The following is a 21,781-nucleotide window of genomic DNA, read 5'->3' as shown; positions in this document are numbered from 1 at the left end:
CTCGCTTGGTGGCCTTTTTGTCTAGTTGGGGGACTCGTCCCCCAACTAGACAAAAAGGATATTTATTCTCCCACAAACATTTTACTCATACGGAAAACAAATTTTAGCCATTCCTGAAAGAAAAAGATTCGCTCATGAAAAGGTAAATGTCCTTTGGCAGGGGGATTTATCTCATGGTCCTTATGTGCCAATGGACGGAAAAAGAAAGAAAACCTTTCTTATAGCATATATCGATGACTGTTCTAGAATCGTTCCATATGCACAATTTTTTTCAACGGAAAAATTCGATGGTTTAAGAATAGTAACAAAAGAAGCTTTAATACGTAGAGGAAAGCCCACTATCATCTATACGGACAATGGTAAGATCTATCGATCTGAAACACTTCAATATGCATGCGCACAATTGGGAATTACCTTAACGCACACAGCTCCTTTTGATCCCCGTAGCAAGGGTTATGTTAAGATTTTTGTTATGTAAAGAAATAGGCTTCTTTTCAAGGATATCCCTATACTTAATGCCTATTTCTTTACATAATAAATCATCTGTGTTACGAAGTAACCAAACATTTTAGGAGGTTTGGTTATGGATTTTAAAAAGCTCGTTTCCTTGTGCCAAGATGAATTAATTAGCCGTGAATACGGCGGTATGCATTACCTGAAAATCAAAACGGAATGGGATAGGCTACAACAATGGATGAAAGAACATCAACACACGGATTTCTCCGAGTCTATCGGCTTTGCATACTGTGATGAGGTTTTTGGGGATCATATCCTAACGAAAATTGTAAACAAAAAGGATCGGGTAAGACTCAGGGCAGTGCGAATGTTGATTTCTTACCAAAAAGATGGAGATTTTGAATTCCGCACCCCTCGTGTTGAACGAATTTTTGATGGTGAAATTGGTAAAATCATAGAATCATATCTTTCATATGCTAGTAACGTCCTGCATCTATCCGATGAAACGATAAGAAATAAGAAACAGTATTTGTATGAATTTCATATGTTCCTCAACGGGCGTTCATTGGTCCTGGAAGAATTGAATGTAGACATAGTAGAAAACTTTTTCAAATCTATGGATTACTCCCCTGCCTCAAGGCATAACAGCGGATCAACTTTACGGATTTTTCTACGACATGCTTACGATAACGGACTGACAAAAAAGGACTGTTCCATTTTTGTTCTCGCTGATAATTATAAAAAACATTGTAAAATCCCCACAACATACGAAGAACAAGAAATAAGCAGCGTGATTGCTTCCGTGGAGCGTTCATCTTCGATCGGAAAAAGGGATTACCTTATTTTACTTTTAGCTGCGGAATATGGCTGGCGTACAAAGGATATCGTAAGCTTCCGGTTCACTCAGATTGACTGGGATAATAATGTCATTAGTTTTAACCAAAGCAAGACTGATATACCGGTAGAATACCCTCTTCTTTCATCAGTCGGAAATGCCATCATCGATTATCTAAAGCATGGTCGCCCGAAAACGAACGCTGAAGAAATTATTGTAGCCGCTGATACTGTCAAAAAAGGACAGCCGCTTTCCCCACCGACCGTCCACTCCATTGTTTCAAAGTATATGGGCAAGGCGAACATTAAAAATTGGAAGGCAAAGAAGCATGGTGCCCATTCCTTGCGGCATAGTCTTGCGACCAACATGCTAAAAAGAAACGTATCCATGCCCGTCATTAGTACCGTCATGGGGCATCAAAATACAGAAACAACCAAAATTTATCTAGCCGTCGATGTAAAGAAACTGAAGCAATGCCCCCTTCCCATGCCCGAACTGCATTCAGCACATTTTAGATGGGAGGTGCAATGAATGAACACACCAGTATTCCACTCTGTATTTGCCGATGAAATGAATGCCTATCTTGAATATAAAGTGGCTTCGGGCTATAAGGCTATTAGTTTTTGTACCCATCTACGTCATTTTGACAGTTTCTGCATCCGACTAGGGATTAAAGAACCTATATTCACTACAGAAGATGCGGCAAGGTGGCTACAAAAAAAAGATGCTGAAGCCACAACTACACATTATTCTCGGATTAATGGAGTCAAGCATTTTCTTATGTTCCTCTGTCAGAAGGGCTACAATGTATATGTTACCAAGGATATCAAATTTAAACCGACGGAATTCCAACCCTATATTTATACCGAGGATGAAATAAGAAGGTATTTCCACGCAGTGGATACCTACGAATCTTCCCGAAACCGAAAGGCCGCAATCCAATACCCGGTCTTATTCCGCCTGTTGTATTGTTGCGGTACAAGAATCAATGAGACTCTGGGGATACGAAAACAGGATGTGGATTTGGAGAATGGGATTGTCAAGCTGTTTGAAACCAAAAATGATTGCGAGCGCTATATCGTATTGGGGGAAGACCTAAGGGTGCTCGTGAAACAATTTGCGGAAAAGTGCTTTTACTTGCTGGATGACAAAGACTATATTTTCACCACTTCCACCGGAGGTAGAATGAGTGGGGATGCCATATATGAGGCGCACAGGTTATTCCTCCGGCAGGCTGGAATTCCCTATCTTGGGGGAGGGAAGGGGCCTAGAATCCACGACTGGAGGCATACCATGGCCGTATATTCATTCAAGAAGATGGTTGATGCTGGCATGGATATGTATGTCGCTCTTCCAATCCTGTCCACATATTTGGGGCATAAAACAATATTTGCAACAGAACGTTATATCAGGCTAACCATGGGTATTTATCCATATATCGAGGAAAAGTTTAAATCAAAACTAGATAGAGTGTTTTGGGAGGGAACCACGTTATGAAAAAAACCAATTTCGCCTTATATTTGAACAAATATTTTACGGGTTACCTTCCGAACAATTGTGGAAGCACCCCTCAGACGATTGATTCGTACAGATATTCCTTTATCCTTTTCCTAACATATATGCAGGATGAACATCGAATTTCTGCCGATAAGGTAGATGTATCTGACCTTACTCGCAATAATGTGGTTGATTACCTGAACTGGCTTCAGGTAACACGATCAAACGGAATATCGACTAGAAACCAAAGGCAGGCAGCCCTAAACAGCTTCATTCGCTTCCTTATGTACGAATTTCCTGAACACTTAGATGAATACCAAAAAATTCTTGGCATACCGGTCAAGAAGGCACCACAAAAGGAAATTTCTTATCTTAAAACTGATGGCGTAGCGTTATTAATCGAACAAGTAGATTTAAGTCGGCAGAATGGGTTGCGGGATTACCTTATTTTATCCCTTCTGTATACAACTGGAATCCGTGTCAGTGAATTAATAAAAATCCGGATAAAAGATCTGTCGTTACAGGAGCCCTTCACACTATTGGTTCACGGGAAAGGGCAAAAAAGTAGATATGTACCGCTAATGCGCAATACAATCCCTTTTATTCATAAATATCTAGTTCAAAAAAGATACGACAAACCAGAGAAACTAGGTGAATGGCTGTTTAAAAATCACATGAATGAACCTTTCACTAGACAAGGAATTAATTATATCGTAGGAAAATATACAAAAATGGCACGAAGAATTGCCCCAGATATGATTTCTGCAGACTTCAGTCCGCATAAAATGCGACACACAACCGCTATGGGGTTAGTCGAATCGGGTGTGGATTTAATTTATATCCGAGATTTACTTGGACATGTAAGCGTGAAAACGACAGAAATGTATGCAAGGGCGGATGCAATGCATAAAAGACTAGCCATCGAGGCAGCAAGCAAGGAAATCGTGCCTTCAGAAGAAGCCATTTGGGATAATGATTCAAATCTGAAAGACTGGCTTAAGAGTTTCAATCGCAGATAATTATGTAAAGAAATAATGTTAAGGCTTTCGTTGTTAACACCATGTTTGGGGGTCAATCTTTACATAACGGAAGTCTTAACATAACCTTTGCTCTGGGGATCTGCCTTTCTACATAAGTAAATTCGAAATCCTCGATCTTGTTTGTATGCCTGAAATTCACTGGTTAAAATAATGTCACCTGCATTCTCACTTACAGTTATGAGATGGTCTTGGTCATAAACAATTTCCTCCGGCATTCCTCCAAAAAACTGAAACGCTTTTTCGTGGCATCTTATCGTATCCCTCGTTGTAAAAGGACGATCTAACCATTCCACATACTTATAACGAGAATGAGAGAGGACAAAGGTGATAAAGTATAACTTAATATCTTTCTTTTCTGAATTTTTAACAGTAATTTCTCCCCAATCTACTTGAACTTGTTGGCCCTTTGGTAATTCCTCTACAGCCTCATGTGATCGAATACGTACAACTTTAGGTATATGATAGATATCTCTTAACTGACTAACATACAAGCGAACGGTACTACCTCCAACATCCAATGTTGGGTAATGCTCTTTTAACCAATCCTCCACTTGTGCAGAGGAGAGATCAGGATGTTCCTTCAACCAGCTTAGAATATCATCGTGATACTGGTCTAACTTTTTCCTCCTACTTCCTAGAGATGTAATCCAATCTGATGCTTCTTCTAGATTCATATCTAAGTATTTATAAACGGTGTTTCTAGAAATCTCTAATTTTTTTGCAATGGCTGCTACTTTAAATCCCTGTTTCTTTAATTGATGTATTTCCACAAACAATAGTAACTTTTCCACCTTTCTTACCCTCCAGCTATAACAAACGATAGTAAATCTATCATATCTCAGCTGAGGAATATTTTGGTAAAAAATGTTCAATCTTATTTAGCAGAAACTGTTGATTATAGTTTAGCAGTTACAAATAGGGGCTATTTTTATAAAAAAAATTGATATCAGCTGAATTTTATAGATGAAAATTCATTGTTTTTTCATATTAATGTGGGAAACTATTTTTAAGTCTAAAAATAGAATTGGGTGAACATTGTTGGATAAAGATGATGTAATTAAAAAACGATACAATAGGATCTCCGGTATATATGATGTAATGGATAAAATGATTAAAGAAGAATGGCGGTTTAATTTACTATCAAATGTATCTGGAAAAGTACTTGAAGTAGGAATAGGTACCGGTGCCAATTTATATTATTATCCTAATAATATTCAGTCCTTAACAGGTGTTGATTTTAGTAATGGGATGTTAAAATACGCTAGGGAAAAAGTATCAAAAGGAGATTTTTTGTTTCCGATAGAATTAGTGGAAGCGGATATACAATCTTTACCATACCCTGATAATACGTTTGATTCTATTGTCTCTACTTGTGTATTTTGTTCCGTACCAGACCCGATGATTGGTTTGAAGGAGTTAAAAAGGGTATGTAAACCAACTGGTCGTATCTTAATGTTAGAGCATATGAGGAGTGAAAATAAGTTAGTAGGTTTAGTAATGGATATGTTGAACCCTTTAACAGTGCGACTTTGGGGAGCTAACATAAATAGAGAAACACTTAAAACAATCGAACAATCAGGTCTTAAAGTTGAAGAAAATATACCTTTAATGAAATCTATTATGAAACAAATATTTGTACGTCCATAAAAATTATCTTCTCAAAAGAGGATACAGTGTTTGTAAATATGTATTAGCAAATCAAATGTACTTTAAAACGAGTGAATAGTTTTAAATAACCTTTACTTTTTCTAAAAGGAATGAAATGTAGCTTGAAGAAGAAAATAGCTTTAATTTCTTTAGTCTTAATCATTTTAATAGAATTCTATATTCTTGTATTTATTGTGGATGACGCAAAAAGTACTTTAGTAAAATCAACTGAAGAGCATTACTTTAACAAAAAAAATGATAAGAATGATCCTCTAAAAATAGATGATAAAAATAATGAGAAAGCTGAAGTATTTTTACCAGTTGATACTATTCTGCAAATACCTGAATTGCCAAATGGATGTGAAATAACGTCCGTTACATCTCTTCTTACCTTTTATAATTATGATGTCACTAAAACGGAGATGTCTGATAAATACTTACCTAAGCAACCTTTTCATAGGACAAATAATAAATTATACGGTTCCAATCCATATGCAGCATATGCTGGAGATCCGAGAGATAATAATGGCTTTTTTACATTTGCTCCACCCATTGTGGAAGCAGCAAACCGCTATATCACAGAAGTTGGTGGGGAAGATTTGGCGAAGGATATTAGCGGTAGTTCAAGAGAAACAATTATGGAGTATGTAGATCAAGGTATTCCCGTTGTCGTATGGATGACCCGAGATTTAAGTCCTCCAAAAATAGAATATTCCTGGTACTTACATGAAACAGAGGAAATTTTTAATGCTCTTATTAATTTACATTCTGTTGTATTAAACGGATATAACGATAAAGAAGTGTTTGTAATGGATCCTTTAAAGGGGCAAACGACATATAATGCTGATTTATTTTTTGAAAGTTATTCTTCTTTAGGTAGCCATGCGATGACTATTGTTAAGAAATCTAAATGAACGGCAGTCTTTTATTTTAAAGTATCTATTTATGTATTACATTCAATTGCTTATCATGCATTTCCCTATCTTTTATAAGTCATCAATGAGTTAAATGGACAAGATTTGTGAATTTTTGGGCATACTTGTAATGAAATAAAGGAGGAATGAGAAAATGAAGAAAACAAATAAAAAATCGATATTATACATCCTACTTGCTTCTTTAATATTAGTATTAGGTGCATGTGCAAACACAGATGATAAAGCGCAACCTGTTGAAGAAGAAACAGGAAATCAAGAAACGACAACTAACGATAATGAAAATCCGGAAAAAGATACTGATGAAGAGATGGAGGAAATGGACCATTCTTATATGAATCACTCTGGTTCTGGTGAAGTTCCAGAAGGATTGAAAGAAGCGAAAAAACCAACATACCCTGTTGGAAGTAAAGCAATTATTCAATCTGATCATATGAAAGGGATGAAAAGTGCAGAAGCAACTATAGTAGGTGCTTATGACACTACTGTTTATACGGTATCCTATACTCCTACAACGGGTGGAGAAAGAGTGGAAGACCATAAATGGGTTATTCATGAAGAGTTAGTCAATCCAGGGAAAGCCCCTTTAGAGCCTGGAGCAGAAGCAAAAACAGAGGCAGACCATATGGAAGGAATGGCGGGTGCAACCCTTGAAATAGACTCAGCTGAACAAACGACTGTTTATATGGTTGATTTTACAACAACTACAGGTGAAGAGGTTAAAAACCATAAATGGGTAACCGAAAGTGAATTATCACCTGTTAAATAAACTTGCATCCTACTAAGTCCATCAAAGAGCTAATTCTTAAAAGAATTAGCTCTTTGTGTGTGTCAGTGTACGAACAATATTTTGTTTGAAACGACACTTTACATAGGGTACCAGGGTATACTATAATTAAATCGAAGAGGTATAAGAATAAAACTTATTAGTAAAAGATTTATTGTCGGAAAAAATCCCAACTTTTGTTTAAGAGAACGAAAGAGTCACAACTAGATAATCAGTTATTAATAAACGTCACTAAGAATATGTAAAAGTAATAATGCATATGAGAGTGGAATCTTTTAGGGGAAAATATTTAAAGGAGATGGGCTAACTATGGAAAAGCAAAATAAACCAGAAAATAAAAACATTCATGAACATCACAATCACATTAATCATACCCACCATGAACATAGTATGCATGAAGGACATGAACATCACAATCATAGTGACCAAGTTCAACATAATCATAGTGCACATGAAGGACATAATCATAGCAACCATGGAGGACATTCTGGTCACCACGAACACATGGTAGGGGACTTTAAAAAACGCTTTTGGATATCATTAGTTTTAGCAATACCTATTTCATACTTGTCACCAATGATTGAAATGCTATTTGGTTATGATGTGAATTTTACTGGTGATACATTATTACTGTTTTTACTTTCAACCATAGTCTTTTTGTACGGTGGAAAACCATTTTTACTCGGTGCTTGGAGTGAATTGAAAGAAAGAGCACCTGGAATGATGCTATTAATCTCACTAGCCATCGTAACAGCTTATGTATATAGCACATTAACCGCCTTCTTTATTGAAGGTAGTGACTTTTACTTTGAATTAGCTACTTTAATCGTCATTATGCTTCTCGGACATTGGATTGAAATGAAATCCATTATGGGTGCTTCAAAGGCATTGGAAGAGTTAATTAAGTTGATGCCAAAAGAAGCACATAAAATTGATGCATCGGGAAACATTGTGGAGGTTAGTGTAGAAGATCTACAACCGGGGGATCAGATCCTCGTTAAACCAGGAGAAAAGATCCCACTTGATGGAAAAGTCTTTGAAGGAAAATCAACCGTTGATGAATCCATGTTAACAGGTGAATCCGTACCTGTAGAAAAAAGCACGGGTATGGAAGCAATTGGCGGAGCGGTTAATGGTGAAGGTGTACTGAAAATCAAAGTAAGTAAAACCGGTAATGAAACTTATTTAGCGCAAGTAATTAAGTTAGTTAGTGATGCAGAAAAGACTAAATCGAAGGCCCAGGGATTTGCGGATATCGCTGCTAAATGGCTATTTTATGTGGCAATTGTTGTAGGTGTCATAACCTTCGCCTACTGGTTGACAACAGGTGAACTAGATTTTGCTTTAGAAAGAATGGTTACTGTCTTGATTATTGCTTGTCCACATGCGCTTGGCCTTGCTACTCCGTTGGTTACTGCAAGATCTACATCCATTGCTGCTAGAAAAGGTTTGTTAATACGTAATCGTACCTCTTTTGAAAGTGCGTTTAAACTAGATCGTATCGTTTTTGATAAAACTGGTACCTTAACAGAAGGGAACTTCGGTGTGACAGATATTATTCCAATTAATAGAGTAAGTGAAGATGAATTATTTAGATTGGCCTATTCAGTTGAAATTCAATCTGAACACCCAATTGCTAAAGGAATTGTAAAAGAGGGGAAGGAACGAAAGATAGAGCCTTATAATGTTAAAGATTATCAAAACTTAACAGGAAAAGGACTAGTTGCAAAAGTAAATGATACAGAAATTGCAGTGGTTAGTCCGGGTACGATGAGAGCGAATAAAATTGCGTTTGATGAGAGTATGTACGAGAAACTTGCAAAGCAAGGTAAAACAGTTGTTTTCGTCTTAAAAGATGATGTGTTACAAGGAATGATTGCTTTAGCAGATATTATCAGAGAATCTTCTTTTAGAGTCATTAAAGAATTGAATGAACGTGGGATTGAAACGATCATGATGACTGGGGATAATAGTAGAGTGGCCAATTATGTGGGTGAAAAGCTTGGACTTTCGAAGGTAATTGCTGAGGTTTTACCACATGAAAAATCAGATAATGTAAAAGGTCTAAAACAAGGTGGAAAAAAAGTCGCGATGATTGGAGATGGTGTTAACGATGCTCCTGCCTTAGCTGAGGCTGATGTAGGAATCGCCATTGGTGCAGGTACAGACGTGGCAATTGAAACTGCTGATGTCGTACTAGTGAATAGCAATCCAGAAGATATCCTAAACATCATTAAGTTGTCAAAAGCTAGTCATAGAAAAATGTTTCAAAACTTAGGATGGGCTGCGGGATATAATATAATCGCCATTCCCTTAGCTGCAGGTGTCTTGTTCAGTGTAGGTATAGTCATAACACCAGCTATTGGAGCAGTGGTTATGTCACTAAGTACTATTATTTGTGCAATTAATGCACAATTATTGAAGATTGACTAAGTGTGGTAAATTCAGATCTCATGGCACATCAAGTAGATATAAACGCTTGTTGTGCCATTTCTTTCGTCAAACTATCGATTTTTACCTTAATGAATTGTTTCAAAGTTTTCAGTATTAAATCCTAAAATAAAACAAATCTTATCCTTATACAATTAACTAGAGGAATGGAATTATGCGTTTTTCTTTTTCATGAAAAGGACCCTTTACATAGGGTACATGGGTATGCTATATTTTAATCGAGGAGGGAAGTAAAATGGAACCTGAATTAGAAAATGAAAAAACTTTAGAGGAGGATAGCTGCTGCTCCCATCCACATGGGCGAATGAGCCATCACTCTGAAAATACGAAAAAAAACCTTATAACCCGATTGAACCGGATTGAAGGTCAGATTCGGGGCATAAAAAGATTAATTGAGTGTGATACTTATTGTGACGATGTTATTACACAAATAGCTGCATCTCAAGCAGCGCTTAATGGTGTAGCAAAGTTACTTCTTGAAGCACATATGAAAGATTGTGTTGTAAATAGAATTCAAGAAGGTGACATGGAAGTTTTAGATGAGGTATTAGTTACTATACAAAAATTAATGAAAAAGTAAGGGAGAAGATAAATATGGAAAAAGTAACTCTAAATGTAGAAGGTATGTCATGTGGACATTGTGTAAAAGCAGTTGAGGGCAGTGTTGGTGCTCTTAGTGGGGTTTCAAATGTTAAAGTGGATTTAGAAAACAAAAAAGTAGATGTGGAATTCAACCAAGCTGAAGTATCATTAGATAAAATCAAAGAAACAATTGATGATCAAGGTTACGATGTGAAGTAATGGAGTATGGGCCGTGCTTAATATAAGCACGCTCTCTTTTTTATTGAAATATACCCTAGGTAGGTATGAGGTGATGGGAATGAGTGAAAAAGTGATTGAAAATCAATTCCAAATTACGGGCATGACTTGTGCAGCATGCGCAACAAGGATTGAAAAAGGATTGAATAAAATGGACGGAGTCAAAGAGGCAAACGTAAACCTTGCGTTAGAAAAAGCAATGGTCCAGTTTGACCCTGAGGTGATGAGTCCTTCAGATATAACGAAAAAGGTAAGAGATCTCGGATATGATGTCGTTACGGATAAAAAAGAATTGGTACTTACTGGTATGACCTGTGCAGCGTGTGCAACCAGAATTGAAAAAGGGCTTAATAAAATGGATGGAGTTCTTCAAGCTAATGTCAATTTAGCGCTTGAAAAGGCATCTGTAGAATTAAATCCATCGTCTGTTACGACAAAGGATTTAATTCAAAGGGTTGAAAGTTTGGGCTATGGTGCAATGGTAAAAAGCGATGAAAACGAAAAAGAAGCCGTTGATTACCGACAAAAAGAGATTGAGAAACAGCAAGGGAAATTTCTATTTTCGGCTATTCTTTCCATTCCACTTCTATGGGCAATGTTTGGACACTTTAGTTTTACTTCCGATCTTTATGTCCCAGAGGCACTTATGAATCCTTGGGTGCAAATGGCCTTAGCAACACCTGTACAATTTATTATTGGTAAACAATTTTATGTAGGTGCATACAAAGCACTTAAAAATAAGAGTGCCAACATGGATGTATTAGTTGCCCTTGGTACATCAGCTGCTTACTTTTATAGTGTATATTTATCGGTACAAACAATTGGAAATAATGCTCACTCTGTAGGTCTTTATTTTGAAACAAGTGCTATTTTAATTACATTAATTATTCTAGGTAAATTATTTGAAGCAAAAGCAAAAGGCCGTTCATCTGAAGCGATTAAGAAATTAATGGGATTACAGGCTAAAACTGCGACAGTTATTCGTAATGGTGAGGAAACAATTATTCCTTTGGAAGATGTTGTGACCGGCGATATATTATTAGTGAAACCGGGCGAGAAAGTTCCAGTTGATGGAGAAGTGCTAGAAGGAACATCAGCCCTTGATGAATCGATGATCACAGGTGAAAGTGTTCCCGTTGATAAAACAGTTGGAGACATTGTGATTGGAGCAACCATCAATAAAAATGGATTTTTAAAAATTAAAGCTACAAAAGTGGGAAAAGAAACAGCTTTATCCCAAATTATTAAAATTGTGGAAGAAGCACAAGGATCAAAAGCTCCTATTCAACGTATGGCAGATACCATTTCAGGGATATTTGTACCGATTGTTGTAGGTATTGCTGTTATTACATTTATTATTTGGTATTTCTGGGCAGATCCAGGAAACTTTGCCTCCGCTCTAGAAAAATTAATTGCGGTTCTTGTTATTGCTTGTCCATGCGCACTTGGTCTTGCAACACCAACATCTATTATGGCTGGTTCCGGGCGCGCTGCCGAATACGGGATTCTCTTTAAGGGTGGAGAACATCTTGAGATGACGCACAAAGTAAATACGGTTATTTTAGATAAAACAGGAACGATTACTAATGGTGCACCCGTTCTAACAGATGTATTAACTGAAAAGAACGAGGAAGAGTTCTTATCCCTTGTAGGATCGGCTGAAAAACAATCTGAACACCCTCTTGCACAAGCAATTGTGGAAGGGATTAAAGAGAAATCAATCGGGTTAAAAGAGGTTTCTGATTTTGAAAATATTCCTGGATATGGGATCAAAGCAATTGTTGATGGAAAAGAAGTTCTAGTAGGCACTCGCCGCCTTATGAAAAAATACAATGTCGAGATTAATGATGTATTAGAAAAGATGGAAGGTCTGGAGAAACAAGGGAAAACAGCTATGTTAGCTGCAGTAGATAGATCCTATGCAGGGCTTGTAGCTGTGGCAGATACCATTAAAGAAACATCAACGAGTGCAATTAAACGGATGAAAGATATGGGCCTTGAAGTTATCATGATTACTGGTGACAATAAACAAACGGCTAGTGCCATTGCTAAACAAGCTGGTGTAGACCATGTTATAGCTGAAGTGTTGCCAGAAGGTAAGGCTGATGAAGTGAAGAAACTTCAAGAGCAAGGTAAAAAAGTAGCAATGGTTGGGGACGGTATTAACGATGCTCCTGCTCTTGCAACTGCGGATATCGGCATGGCAATTGGAACAGGTACAGATGTAGCAATGGAAGCCGCAGATATTACATTGATTCGAGGAGATTTGAATAGTATCCCTGATTCCATTCTAATGAGTCATAAAACGATGAGAAATATTAAGCAGAACCTTTTCTGGGCACTGGCTTATAACACGATTGGTATTCCAATAGCTGCTATTGGATTTTTAGCTCCATGGCTTGCTGGTGCAGCGATGGCATTCAGCTCAGTGTCTGTTGTGCTAAATGCACTTCGTTTGCAAAAAGTAAAACTATAAGGGTGATGTTTAATGAAGAAATGGGTGTTAACAGCTCTTGCTTATTTAATAGTTGTTGTAGGTTCTTATTATGCGTATACGGCGATTGCGAGTCCTCCTGTAGAAGAAGAGCAGCATACAGATACGGAACAACATAACGAATAGATATTAGATTTCTATTTACTAATAATAATGGTCTCTATTAAAAATAGGGACCAACACCAAAAGGATTGGAATTAACCAATCCTTTTAGTTATATATGAAAAAAGGGAAAACTGAGATCATAGGACGAAAAAATGAAGTGTCTTTATAGAACTCTAACAAGTTAACGTCTAAACATAAGATTTGCCTTTAAACTAAAGATTATTCATCATATTTTCAGTACTTGTTGTATTTTTTTCTAAATTACCATCTTCTCCATGACATGAATTGTACATCTGCTTTAATTCTTTAGTAGAAAGATCAGGATGAACCTCTTTCATGTGTGGTAACAATTGTCCAAAATTGAATTTTCCTCCGCCATTACCATCTTCATTGGTTTGCGCAAAAGCATAAGTTCCTGCACTACCTAAAAGAATGGCTCCAGTTAAAATTCCAACCACTAACTTTTTTTTCAACTTATTCATCTCCTTTCTTGATTCAATTATAGTTTTATTAATTGCAGAACTCATGCAGAATTTTTGATAAATTTGTTAAAACGGAGTAGATTAAAAGTTTTTACTTGATAATAGATCAAGAACTAATAATAACCTCGTCATCAATATTGCCACCAATCGTTTCAACACTAATAACAACCCTATGTGGCAAACAAATGATGGAAGGACCGGGCTTCGAAATATATCCAGTATTAACACAAATTTGTTCAGGGCAAGTAGAAGACTTGATACGGATAGACTCATCTTTTATTTCTACCGTTTTAGGAGTACATTTAATCTCAGGTATATTTAAGAACTCTGTACCAGTATGTCCAGTCAATTTGACACGTTTTAATTCGTCCCCATCGACTGAAATAACAGCAACGTATTCAGTATCTTCCATTTGTGCATTTATTTTTGATTGCTGGAAACTAAAAATACTTAAAGGTACTAAAGATAAGATTAACAGGAAGATTGTAATGATAATATCCCAAGGTTTAATCATATGGAATGCAGTTTTCAATTGGATCAGCTCCAAAATTACATTTTCAAAATGCAGTGAAGTAGTTAAAATATTTTTGCTTGAGGTTTTTATTATCTATTAACCTTCCCATTTATATCCAATCCCCCAGACGGTAAGCAAGTGGTCATCAGCTGGGAATCCGGATTTTCTAAGCTTTTCTCGTAAATTTCTAACATGGGAGTCAATTGTTCTATCTTCTGTTGAAACATGATACCCCCAGATAGAAGTAATTAAATGTTCCCGGGTAAATACCTTATTTTGATTGGTTAAAAATAGGTTCATCATGCCAAATTCTTTAGGTGTTAAAGGAATTTGTTTTTCATGAAAAAACAGCTGGTAGGAATCTTGGTTAAGAATGAGTCCTTTAAACGTAATATTATCTGACTTTGTGTTACCTCTTCGTAATACTGCTTCAATTCTGGCAACCAGTTCCTCTTCATCAAAAGGTTTAGATATATAGTCGTCTGCTCCTAAATTTAATCCTCTTACAATGTCTGATTTCTCACTCATGGCAGTAAGCATAATAATTGGTAAATCCCAACGTTTTCGAATTTCCTGACATGCTTGTAAGCCATCCATTTCAGGCATCATTATATCTAATAAAATGAGATCAACCGTATTTGATTCCAAATACTCGATTGCATCCAATGCAGATTCCTTTTTTATACAGTGGTATCCTAGGGGTGATAAGTATAGCGTTAATAAATCAAGCATCATCCGTTCATCATCTACTAGTAAAATAGTTTTCATTTTATTCCTCCATGAAAATTAATTCAAATTCTGTTCCGACATTTTCTTCACTTTTTACATAAATTTCGGCTCTATGAGCGATCATAAGTTCTTTTACAATCGCAAGGCCAAGTCCTGATCCCCCAAGAGAACGAGAACGAGATTTATCAACACGATAAAAGCGATTAAATATATACGGAATATCTTTTTTTGGAATACCCTTCCCATTATCCTTAACAACTATATGAATTTCGTTTTTATGTTTCCATGCAGATAATGAGATGATTGCATCACTTGTAGAGTATTTCATAGAATTATCTAACAGATTAAAAATAATTTGTTCTAGTTTTAACGAATCAGCTTTTAAAAAAAGATTAGGCTGATAATTCACTTTAAAATTCATTTGTTGTTCTTCAAAAATAGGAGAGAATTTTTGTTCTATTTTAGTAAAAAACACATTTAAGTCCATTAACTCTTTTTCAATCTTAAAAGAATTTTGATCAAGCTTTGCTAGTTCAAACAGCTCTTTTATTAAATCAGATAATCGATTGGTTTCTTCCACAATAATCGTCAAATATTTTTCACGTTCTTCTTTAGAAAAGTTTCTCTTTTTTACAATGTCAGCATAGCCTTTTATATATGTTAAAGGTGTTCGAAGTTCATGGGAAATACTAGCAAGAAATTCATTTCGTTCTTGTTTTAAATAGTTCAAATCTGTAGCTAAAAGTTCAATTGATTTTGCCAAATCACCTAATTCATCCTCAGAAGTTTTTGGAAGTGAAACAGAAAAATTCCCCTTGCTAATCTGTGCCGTTGCTTCTTTCATTTTAATTAGCGGTTTTGTAATTCCTTTTGAAAGAAAGATAATAATAATAATCGTAAATATTACAGAAATCCATCCGGCTATAAGAAAGTGTTCATTCAACTTTTGAATTAAGGAACGAACAGATGCTGTGTCTTGAAACATGTAGACGTACCCAGCGACTCTATTATCAATATGAATAGGACTTACTGTAGCAATATAGGGTTCTTGATCCCATTTTTCCTCTACAATCTGACCATCATTTGAAATGGAAGATAGGGGGGTATCTAAATACTTCTTAAAATTGATAAATGATGCCGAAGAATCAAGTATTTTTCCTTCTTCATTGGTTATCACAACATCCGTATTTGATTCAGATTCCATTAAAACGACATGATCAATCATTTCATCATTGAAATTTTTTTCAAGAATCATTTTATGGGAATTCCCTCTTGATTGAAGATTTCGAAGTTCATCTTCTATTCTCGACTCAGCTATTTCGTTATGCAGAAAGAAAAACATGAAGGTGATTAAACCAAATATAATGATAAAAAATAAAATCCCGAGTTTTACTGAAAGTTTTTTCATTCCCATTCACCTATATTCCAATCAAGTAGGTTCATAATACTTTATTATTTTGGAGAATTCGTGCAGAAACTGTGAAGAAATAAAAAATAACTTAATACATCTAAAATAGTATTCCAAAATATTTTTACATATTCAAGAAAGGTCAATAAACGTATTATGCGTATACTATTTAAAATTGAGGGTGTTTAGTTTTTAATTAAAATAGGGAATGACAGGCAGAAGCAATTTCTTTGTATAGATATGTATCAATTTTCCAAATCCTAGTGTTTATGTTACAGGGCTTTTTAACGATGCAATAAGTTTAAGAAGACTCGTTAAGAATCAAAGTTTATTCTAAAAATGATATTTGAGTAGGATGAGAATAAACTATAAAATTTCCTAGGATAAAAAAATAAAGAATAAACATTCCTAAAACATATTTATTTGTTTTATTAATTCCATTTTATGAAATAAATTAAAGAAATGGAAATAGAAAAGCTGACTAAAAAAGGCCATAAAGTCAAATGTCTCTAAGGCTGGAAAGTTTATGCATAATTAAATGGAAAAGTTATGGTTTACGTCACACTATACAATGTTAAGCATAAATTTTCTGTTGGTAATTTTATGCTTTTTTTAGTTGGATTTTGGTGGGAAAAGAGTTTGTGGGTTATTTCTAACTTCGGTTTCTTCACTAAGACCCTTAGTACTGATTAAACTGTATACACTTTTTTCCAGAACTAAAAGTTTGGTAGGTCTAGATCAAAATTACAAAACAAATTGTGTTTTCCTACTATATCAAAGAGGAATAATAATAAAGATATTAGTGAAATAATTTGTAAATGCGTTTCTCTATTCTAAATGGATTAGGAAGAATTGTCTAATTTCATTATACTCACCGTATATACTGTATCAACCTAATTCATACTAATTATGTTAAGGAAGAATCGAAAAGGAGGATTCAGATTTTGCCAAATGAACCAATAACAATACATGCTATTATCAATGGAGAGAAAGTACCAACGGAAAAACAAGCTCCTCGTGAAAATCCTACCCATCCTGATGAGATTGTAGGATATGCTCCACTTAATACGAAAGAGGAAACGGTACAAGCGATAGATGCAGCATATAATGCTTTAAAAAAATGGGCATGGACGAAAGTAGAGGATCGAATTGAAAGAATGGAGCGGGCTATCCAAAAAATAAAGGATGCAACGCCTGAAATAGCTGCCTTATTATCAAGAGAACATGGGAAGGCTTTTATATGATTCTAAGGGAGAGATCGCCATCTCTCTCATGTGGATGGAATTTGCTTGCAAAAATGTGAAGAAAGTCGTTAGCCCACAGGAAAAAGAACATGAAAATGGAAGAACCATTATTACATTTGATCCAGTAGGAGTTGTTTCTGCCATCTCCCCATGGAATTATCCTATTTCTTTATCCACCATAAAAATTGCTCCAGCATTATTGACGGGAAATACTATGGTTGTTAAACCAAGTCCCTTTGCTCCATTAGCTGTTAGCAAAGTGGTTGAAATCATTGCAAATGAATTTCCCCCTGGTGTTCTCAATCTTGTGCATGGGGATGCAGAAGTGGGGATTGAGTTAACATCTAATCCGAAAGTTGCAAAAATCGCCTTTACCGGTGGAACAAAAACTGCCAAAAGTATTATGAAAGCTGCATCAGAAACAATCAAAAAGATGACCTTGGAGCTAGGAGGAAATGATGCTGCCATCGTCTTAGAAGATTTTGATGTTAACGATGAAAAAGCGATGAGAAGAATGGTTATTTCCAACTTTTTAACAGCAGGTCAAATTTGTATGATTGCCAAACGCATTTATGTGCATCGCTCCATCTATGATGCCTTTGTAGAAAAATATATCGAAGCAGCAAATAAATGGATAAGAGTTGGAGATCCTTTTGATCCAGATGTGACAGTCGGACCTGTAAATAATAAAAACCAGGTGAAATACGTACGTAGCCTTGTAGAGGATGCTAAAAGTAAAGGCGCAAAAGTGATTCCATTAGGGAAAATACTAAATCCAGAGCTAATGGACAACGGATATTTTCTCCAGCCAACTGTAGTACTAGGAGCAGATTATCATGACCCGATTGTAGTGGAAGAACAATTTGGACCAACTGTACCAATCTTGCCATTTGATGACGAAGAGCAAGTAATCGAATTACACAATGAAAGTATATACGGTTTAACAAGCTCTGTTTGGGGGGAGGAAGAGCATGCCGTGAAAGTAGCGCGCAGAATTGAAGCTGGGACAACGATGATTAATACAGCGGCTGTTCAAGGTTTGGATGTTCAGTTCCCATTTGGTGGGGTGAAGCAGTCTGGTGTTGGAAGAGAGTATGGGGAAGAAGGATTAAAATCTTATGTAGAGACACATGTTATCAATCTTCCGAAAACCCTGGAGTTACCATATATTCCTGAGTAAAAGCGGAAAATTTAGTTTTGCTTTTTCCTAATTGATTAACTAAAAAATAGAATTAAATAGGGACTACTTCCTTTACTTAGGAAATAGTCCCTATTTTAGTATCTTAAGAATTCATCAAGGTCTAGCTAGTTCTGTTACTTCTTTGTTTTTTTCCCAATTTGAATATCTTCCCCATCGACATCATCAATTACTGCACCAATTTCCCCTTCTGTATATGTATCTGTTGCTTGTTCATGAGTTGTAGCCAGGCCAGATGAAAGTTGGTCCTTTTTTTCATAATCACTTGGATCAAAAACACGTCCGGCAACTTCTGTATGTTGATCTGCATTTTTCTTTTTCAATGTGAACACTCCTTTTTGTAATAACTTCTACAGATGTATTTTCTACTAAATATGAAAAATTACTCATGTAATGTTGAATTTGTGTAAAAGTGACTCCAAGTAGTTTATACAGCAGCACCTTTTTTCCCATTAAAAAAACAAAAGATGTGTGGTCAAATTCTCCGTAGATATGATGAATAAAACAATTAATCTTGCCTACATAAATTGATTGTATTGCCAAGATATTTTAGGAATACACATATTTTATTTGTGATAGTAGAAAATGCAAGTAAGTTATGTAAAAATATTCAATTAACAAAAATGTTTATTATATACGTACAATTTTTTGAAAAAAATAAAAAAGTACGTATATGAAATTGCACATAAAAATTCGTGAATGGTAATATACCTAATGATGAAAGCGTTTTAATTACAGGGGGTGATCATGTTAATCCATATAAAGTACTTGTAAATACTTGAATTTCTAGTACGTAAAAAATCGAATGGGGGCAAATTTTATGAGGTTACCCAAAAATGTATTTTCCTATTTTGTTATTCTTTTGATGGCAATTTTAGTTGTTGGATGTTCGAATTCCTCTAGTGGAAATGGAGAAAACACAGAAGAGGTAGAGTCTGAGGTCACTACAGTAGGTCCAGAAGATGGGGCGAAAATGGACATGTGGCTGTTTGTTGATTTACATCAAAAGTTTTATAGTGAAATGTTGAATAAATGGAATGAAGCGAATCCGGATAAGCAAATTCAAATTAAGTTTACCGTATATCCGTATGCAGATATGCATACAAAGCTAACTTTAGCAGTTCAATCAGGGGAAGGAATTCCTGATTTAGCAGATGTGGAAATTGGCCAATTTCCTAACTATTTAGACGGAGAAGTACCGTGGTTGGCATTAAACAGTTATGTAGAGCCATATAAAGCAGATTTAGTAACATCCCGATTAGATGCTTATGAAAAAGATGGTAACTATTATGGGGTACCAACACATGTTGGGGCTACGGTGATGTATTATAATACGGAAATCTTAGAAAAATACGGTATTGATTATACTCAAATTAAAACATGGGATGACTTCACAGCAGCGGGTGAAAAATTAAAAGAGGCTTCAAACGGAGAAGTTTATATGACCTCTGTTGATACTGGTGGTGCTGACTGGCTAACATTAACTATGTCTGAACATGGAGAATCTTGGGTAGAAGATCCTGAAAATGCAAATGTGAAATTAGATTCTTTAAATAATATGCTAACAATGCAACAAGGGTGGTTGGAAAGTGGTATTGCAGAAGTAACTCCAGGAGGCCAAATTGATACAGAGCAAGGTTATGCTACTGTTGCAAAAGGTGAAGTAGCTGCTTTTCCTAAAGCGATTTGGTATATGTCTCGATTTACAGATTATATGCCAGAGATGTCTGGTAAATTTGCTATTGCACCAGCTCCTGTGTTTGAAGAAGGACAAAAACGTTCGAATGGTGCAGGGGGTACAGGAACAGTAGTATATAAAGACTCTGAAAATGCAGAGCTAGCAGCTGAATTTATGGCCTGGGCTAAACTGACAGAAGAAGGCGGGGAACAAATTTGGAATATCCTTGGTTTTGATCCTGTTAATACAAAGGTGTGGACAAATCAAGACATTACTCATAATCAAGAGAACGAATATGTTAAATATTTTGTTAATAATCCATTTGATACATTATTAGAAATTCAGGATGAAGTAAATTTAATTAAAACAGTGCCAATTACTACTACTATCAATGAGGTGTTTAACTTAACTACCTTAAATGAAGTTCTAGAGAACGGTGCAGATGTAAAGCAAGCTCTTGAAGATGCGCAGGCAGAGGTAGATTTTGAACAAGAATAAGTTTAGTCTTTAAGATTGCCTCATAAAGGCAATCTTAAAGACCTTGATAGAAAAGGAGAGGAACGAATTGAAGAAGATCCAAGCTTTTTTATTCTCTCAGAAAATTGCTCCTTATGTGTTTATTTTACCGTTTATTGTTAGCTTGTCATTCTTCTGGATATATCCAATGTATTCGACCATAAATATGAGTTTTCATAATATTGGAAACGGATACAGTGAATATATTGGTCTTGCGAATTATGAAAAACTGTTAGGTGATAAGGTCTTTCATATCGCCGTTAGAAATAGTGTCATCTACACGATATTTACGTTAATTATATTAATTCCTATTCCAATGCTCTGTGCATTTTTATTGAATTCGAAAAGTGTTGTTGGTAAAAGAATCTATAAATCGATTATTTATTTGCCAGCATTGGTTTCCGTAGTAGTTGCAGGTATTTTATTTCGATATATGTTTAGTGAAATGGATTCTGGTCTGATGAATCAAATTCTGCAATTTTTTGGCCTTGAATCAAAGCAGTGGCTGAAAAATTGGGGAACAGGAATGTTTGCATTACTTTTATTAGCAACATGGAGATGGACTGGAGTAAACACTTTGTATTTTGAGGCTGGCTTAAGCTCTATTGATGAAGTGCTTTATGAATCGGCTAAAGTTGATGGTGCTAGTGCATGGCAAAGATTTTGGCATATTACTTTGCCCTTACTTAAACCAACAAGAATCTATGTTACAACCATCAGTATATATGCAGGATTAGCAATGTTTCTTGAAAGCTTTATGATATATGGAAGCAATAATTCTCCAAAAAATATTGGTTTAACGATTGTTGGTTATTTGTATAGAAGAGGAATTGAAAAGAATGATTTAGGATATGCCTCTGCTGTTGGCTTAGTATTATTGATTGTTGCGTTATCCATTAGCATGGTCTACTTGCTTTCAAGCGGCATGTTTAAAAAGGAGGACAAATAG

General features: G+C 35.6%; 18 protein-coding genes and 3 pseudogenes. 15 read left to right on the top strand and 6 right to left on the bottom strand.

What is annotated here, in order from left to right:
- Positions 1–91: 91 nt before the first annotated feature.
- The 4 genes and pseudogenes from ACTNDN_RS05920 to ACTNDN_RS05905 all read left to right on the top strand — a co-directional run.
- Positions 92–469 (top strand): annotated as a pseudogene (locus ACTNDN_RS05920) (DDE-type integrase/transposase/recombinase); the annotation flags it as partial.
- A 114-nt stretch (positions 470–583) separates the two neighbouring features.
- Entirely contained in the window at positions 584–1,822 is a 1,239-nt protein-coding gene (locus tag ACTNDN_RS05915) for a tyrosine-type recombinase/integrase (RefSeq protein ID WP_197030893.1), read from the top strand.
- Entirely contained in the window at positions 1,823–2,788 is a 966-nt protein-coding gene (locus ACTNDN_RS05910) for a tyrosine-type recombinase/integrase (protein WP_251629495.1), read from the top strand.
- Positions 2,785–3,807, top strand: coding sequence for a tyrosine-type recombinase/integrase (locus ACTNDN_RS05905; protein WP_031538427.1), 1,023 nt, complete (start codon positions 2,785–2,787; stop codon positions 3,805–3,807). The genes ACTNDN_RS05910 and ACTNDN_RS05905 overlap by 4 nt, the downstream gene beginning before the upstream one ends.
- A gap of 65 nt (positions 3,808–3,872) precedes the next feature.
- On the opposite strand, the pseudogene ACTNDN_RS05900 reads toward ACTNDN_RS05905, so the two are convergent.
- Positions 3,873–4,619, bottom strand: a pseudogene (locus tag ACTNDN_RS05900) (IS21/IS408/IS1162 family transposase); the annotation flags it as partial.
- 247 nt (positions 4,620–4,866) lie between these two features.
- Here ACTNDN_RS05900 and ACTNDN_RS05895 point away from each other — a divergent pair.
- From ACTNDN_RS05895 to ACTNDN_RS05860, 8 genes are all read left to right on the top strand, one after another.
- Positions 4,867–5,475, top strand: a complete 609-nt coding sequence (locus ACTNDN_RS05895) for a class I SAM-dependent methyltransferase (RefSeq protein WP_031538430.1) — start codon at positions 4,867–4,869, stop codon at positions 5,473–5,475.
- A gap of 122 nt (positions 5,476–5,597) precedes the next feature.
- Positions 5,598–6,389, top strand: coding sequence for a C39 family peptidase (locus ACTNDN_RS05890; RefSeq protein WP_048718796.1), 792 nt, complete (start codon positions 5,598–5,600; stop codon positions 6,387–6,389).
- 154 nt (positions 6,390–6,543) lie between these two features.
- Complete coding sequence (locus tag ACTNDN_RS05885) at positions 6,544–7,176, top strand: YdhK family protein (RefSeq protein ID WP_031538432.1); 633 nt, start codon at positions 6,544–6,546, stop codon at positions 7,174–7,176.
- Between the two features lie 327 nt (positions 7,177–7,503).
- On the top strand, positions 7,504–9,627 hold the full coding sequence (locus tag ACTNDN_RS05880; RefSeq protein ID WP_441130862.1) for a copper-translocating P-type ATPase: 2,124 nt from the start codon (positions 7,504–7,506) through the stop codon (positions 9,625–9,627).
- A gap of 253 nt (positions 9,628–9,880) precedes the next feature.
- Entirely contained in the window at positions 9,881–10,225 is a 345-nt protein-coding gene (locus tag ACTNDN_RS05875; protein WP_031538436.1) for a metal-sensitive transcriptional regulator, read from the top strand.
- A 14-nt stretch (positions 10,226–10,239) separates the two neighbouring features.
- On the top strand, positions 10,240–10,446 hold the full coding sequence (gene copZ / locus ACTNDN_RS05870) for a copper chaperone CopZ (RefSeq protein WP_031538438.1): 207 nt from the start codon (positions 10,240–10,242) through the stop codon (positions 10,444–10,446).
- Positions 10,447–10,525: 79 nt separating this feature from the next.
- Positions 10,526–12,940, top strand: coding sequence for a heavy metal translocating P-type ATPase (locus ACTNDN_RS05865; RefSeq protein ID WP_031538440.1), 2,415 nt, complete (start codon positions 10,526–10,528; stop codon positions 12,938–12,940).
- Between the two features lie 12 nt (positions 12,941–12,952).
- Positions 12,953–13,084 (top strand): hypothetical protein, encoded by a 132-nt coding sequence (locus ACTNDN_RS05860; protein WP_349205031.1) that lies wholly within the window; start codon positions 12,953–12,955, stop codon positions 13,082–13,084.
- Between the two features lie 191 nt (positions 13,085–13,275).
- Here the strand turns inward: ACTNDN_RS05860 and ACTNDN_RS05855 are convergent, their stop codons facing one another.
- The 4 genes from ACTNDN_RS05855 to ACTNDN_RS05840 form a co-directional block, all read right to left on the bottom strand.
- Entirely contained in the window at positions 13,276–13,536 is a 261-nt protein-coding gene (locus ACTNDN_RS05855; RefSeq protein WP_231512570.1) for a hypothetical protein, read from the bottom strand.
- 115 nt (positions 13,537–13,651) lie between these two features.
- Complete coding sequence (locus tag ACTNDN_RS05850) at positions 13,652–14,077, bottom strand: NusG domain II-containing protein (RefSeq protein ID WP_251629493.1); 426 nt, start codon at positions 14,075–14,077, stop codon at positions 13,652–13,654.
- 78 nt (positions 14,078–14,155) lie between these two features.
- Positions 14,156–14,827: a response regulator transcription factor gene (locus tag ACTNDN_RS05845; RefSeq protein ID WP_031538445.1), complete on the bottom strand. Its 672-nt coding sequence runs from the start codon at positions 14,825–14,827 to the stop codon at positions 14,156–14,158.
- A 1-nt stretch (position 14,828) separates the two neighbouring features.
- Positions 14,829–16,196 carry an ATP-binding protein gene (locus tag ACTNDN_RS05840; protein ID WP_031538446.1) on the bottom strand — a complete coding sequence of 456 codons (1,368 nt, stop codon included), beginning with the start codon at positions 16,194–16,196 and terminating at the stop codon, positions 14,829–14,831.
- 944 nt (positions 16,197–17,140) lie between these two features.
- Here ACTNDN_RS05840 and ACTNDN_RS05835 point away from each other — a divergent pair.
- A pseudogene (locus ACTNDN_RS05835) lies at positions 17,141–18,620 on the top strand (aldehyde dehydrogenase family protein).
- 134 nt (positions 18,621–18,754) lie between these two features.
- Here the strand turns inward: ACTNDN_RS05835 and ACTNDN_RS05830 are convergent.
- Positions 18,755–18,970 (bottom strand): YozQ family protein, encoded by a 216-nt coding sequence (locus ACTNDN_RS05830; RefSeq protein WP_396953893.1) that lies wholly within the window; start codon positions 18,968–18,970, stop codon positions 18,755–18,757.
- 488 nt (positions 18,971–19,458) lie between these two features.
- On the opposite strand from ACTNDN_RS05830, the gene ACTNDN_RS05825 reads away from it, so the two are divergent.
- Positions 19,459–20,814 (top strand): ABC transporter substrate-binding protein, encoded by a 1,356-nt coding sequence (locus ACTNDN_RS05825; RefSeq protein WP_031538452.1) that lies wholly within the window; start codon positions 19,459–19,461, stop codon positions 20,812–20,814.
- Positions 20,815–20,881: 67 nt separating this feature from the next.
- The gene (locus ACTNDN_RS05820) at positions 20,882–21,781 is read left to right on the top strand and encodes a carbohydrate ABC transporter permease (protein WP_031538454.1); all 900 of its coding nucleotides are present in this window, start codon (positions 20,882–20,884) and stop codon (positions 21,779–21,781) included.

The organism is Niallia sp. HCP3S3_B10 (assembly GCF_052064465.1).
Lineage (GTDB): Bacteria > Bacillota > Bacilli > Bacillales > Cytobacillaceae > Niallia > Niallia hominis.
The sequence above is the reverse complement of the archived record's forward strand: the minus strand, read 5'-3'. Positions and strand labels throughout refer to the sequence as shown.

Excerpts from the sequence above, each read along its gene's own strand:
- ACTNDN_RS05915 (WP_197030893.1), top strand. The coding sequence starts at position 584 with ATGGATTTTAAAAAGCTCGTTTCCTTGTGCCAAGATGAATTAATTAGC.
- ACTNDN_RS05910 (WP_251629495.1), top strand. The coding sequence starts at position 1,823 with ATGAACACACCAGTATTCCACTCTGTATTTGCCGATGAAATGAATGCC.
- ACTNDN_RS05905 (WP_031538427.1), top strand. The coding sequence starts at position 2,785 with ATGAAAAAAACCAATTTCGCCTTATATTTGAACAAATATTTTACGGGT.
- ACTNDN_RS05885 (WP_031538432.1), top strand. The coding sequence starts at position 6,544 with ATGAAGAAAACAAATAAAAAATCGATATTATACATCCTACTTGCTTCT.
- ACTNDN_RS05880 (WP_441130862.1), top strand. The coding sequence starts at position 7,504 with ATGGAAAAGCAAAATAAACCAGAAAATAAAAACATTCATGAACATCAC.
- ACTNDN_RS05875 (WP_031538436.1), top strand. The coding sequence starts at position 9,881 with ATGGAACCTGAATTAGAAAATGAAAAAACTTTAGAGGAGGATAGCTGC.
- copZ (WP_031538438.1), top strand. The coding sequence starts at position 10,240 with ATGGAAAAAGTAACTCTAAATGTAGAAGGTATGTCATGTGGACATTGT.
- ACTNDN_RS05865 (WP_031538440.1), top strand. The coding sequence starts at position 10,526 with ATGAGTGAAAAAGTGATTGAAAATCAATTCCAAATTACGGGCATGACT.
- ACTNDN_RS05860 (WP_349205031.1), top strand. The coding sequence starts at position 12,953 with ATGAAGAAATGGGTGTTAACAGCTCTTGCTTATTTAATAGTTGTTGTA.
- ACTNDN_RS05845 (WP_031538445.1), bottom strand. The coding sequence starts at position 14,827 with ATGAAAACTATTTTACTAGTAGATGATGAACGGATGATGCTTGATTTA.
- ACTNDN_RS05840 (WP_031538446.1), bottom strand. The coding sequence starts at position 16,196 with ATGAAAAAACTTTCAGTAAAACTCGGGATTTTATTTTTTATCATTATA.
- ACTNDN_RS05825 (WP_031538452.1), top strand. The coding sequence starts at position 19,459 with ATGAGGTTACCCAAAAATGTATTTTCCTATTTTGTTATTCTTTTGATG.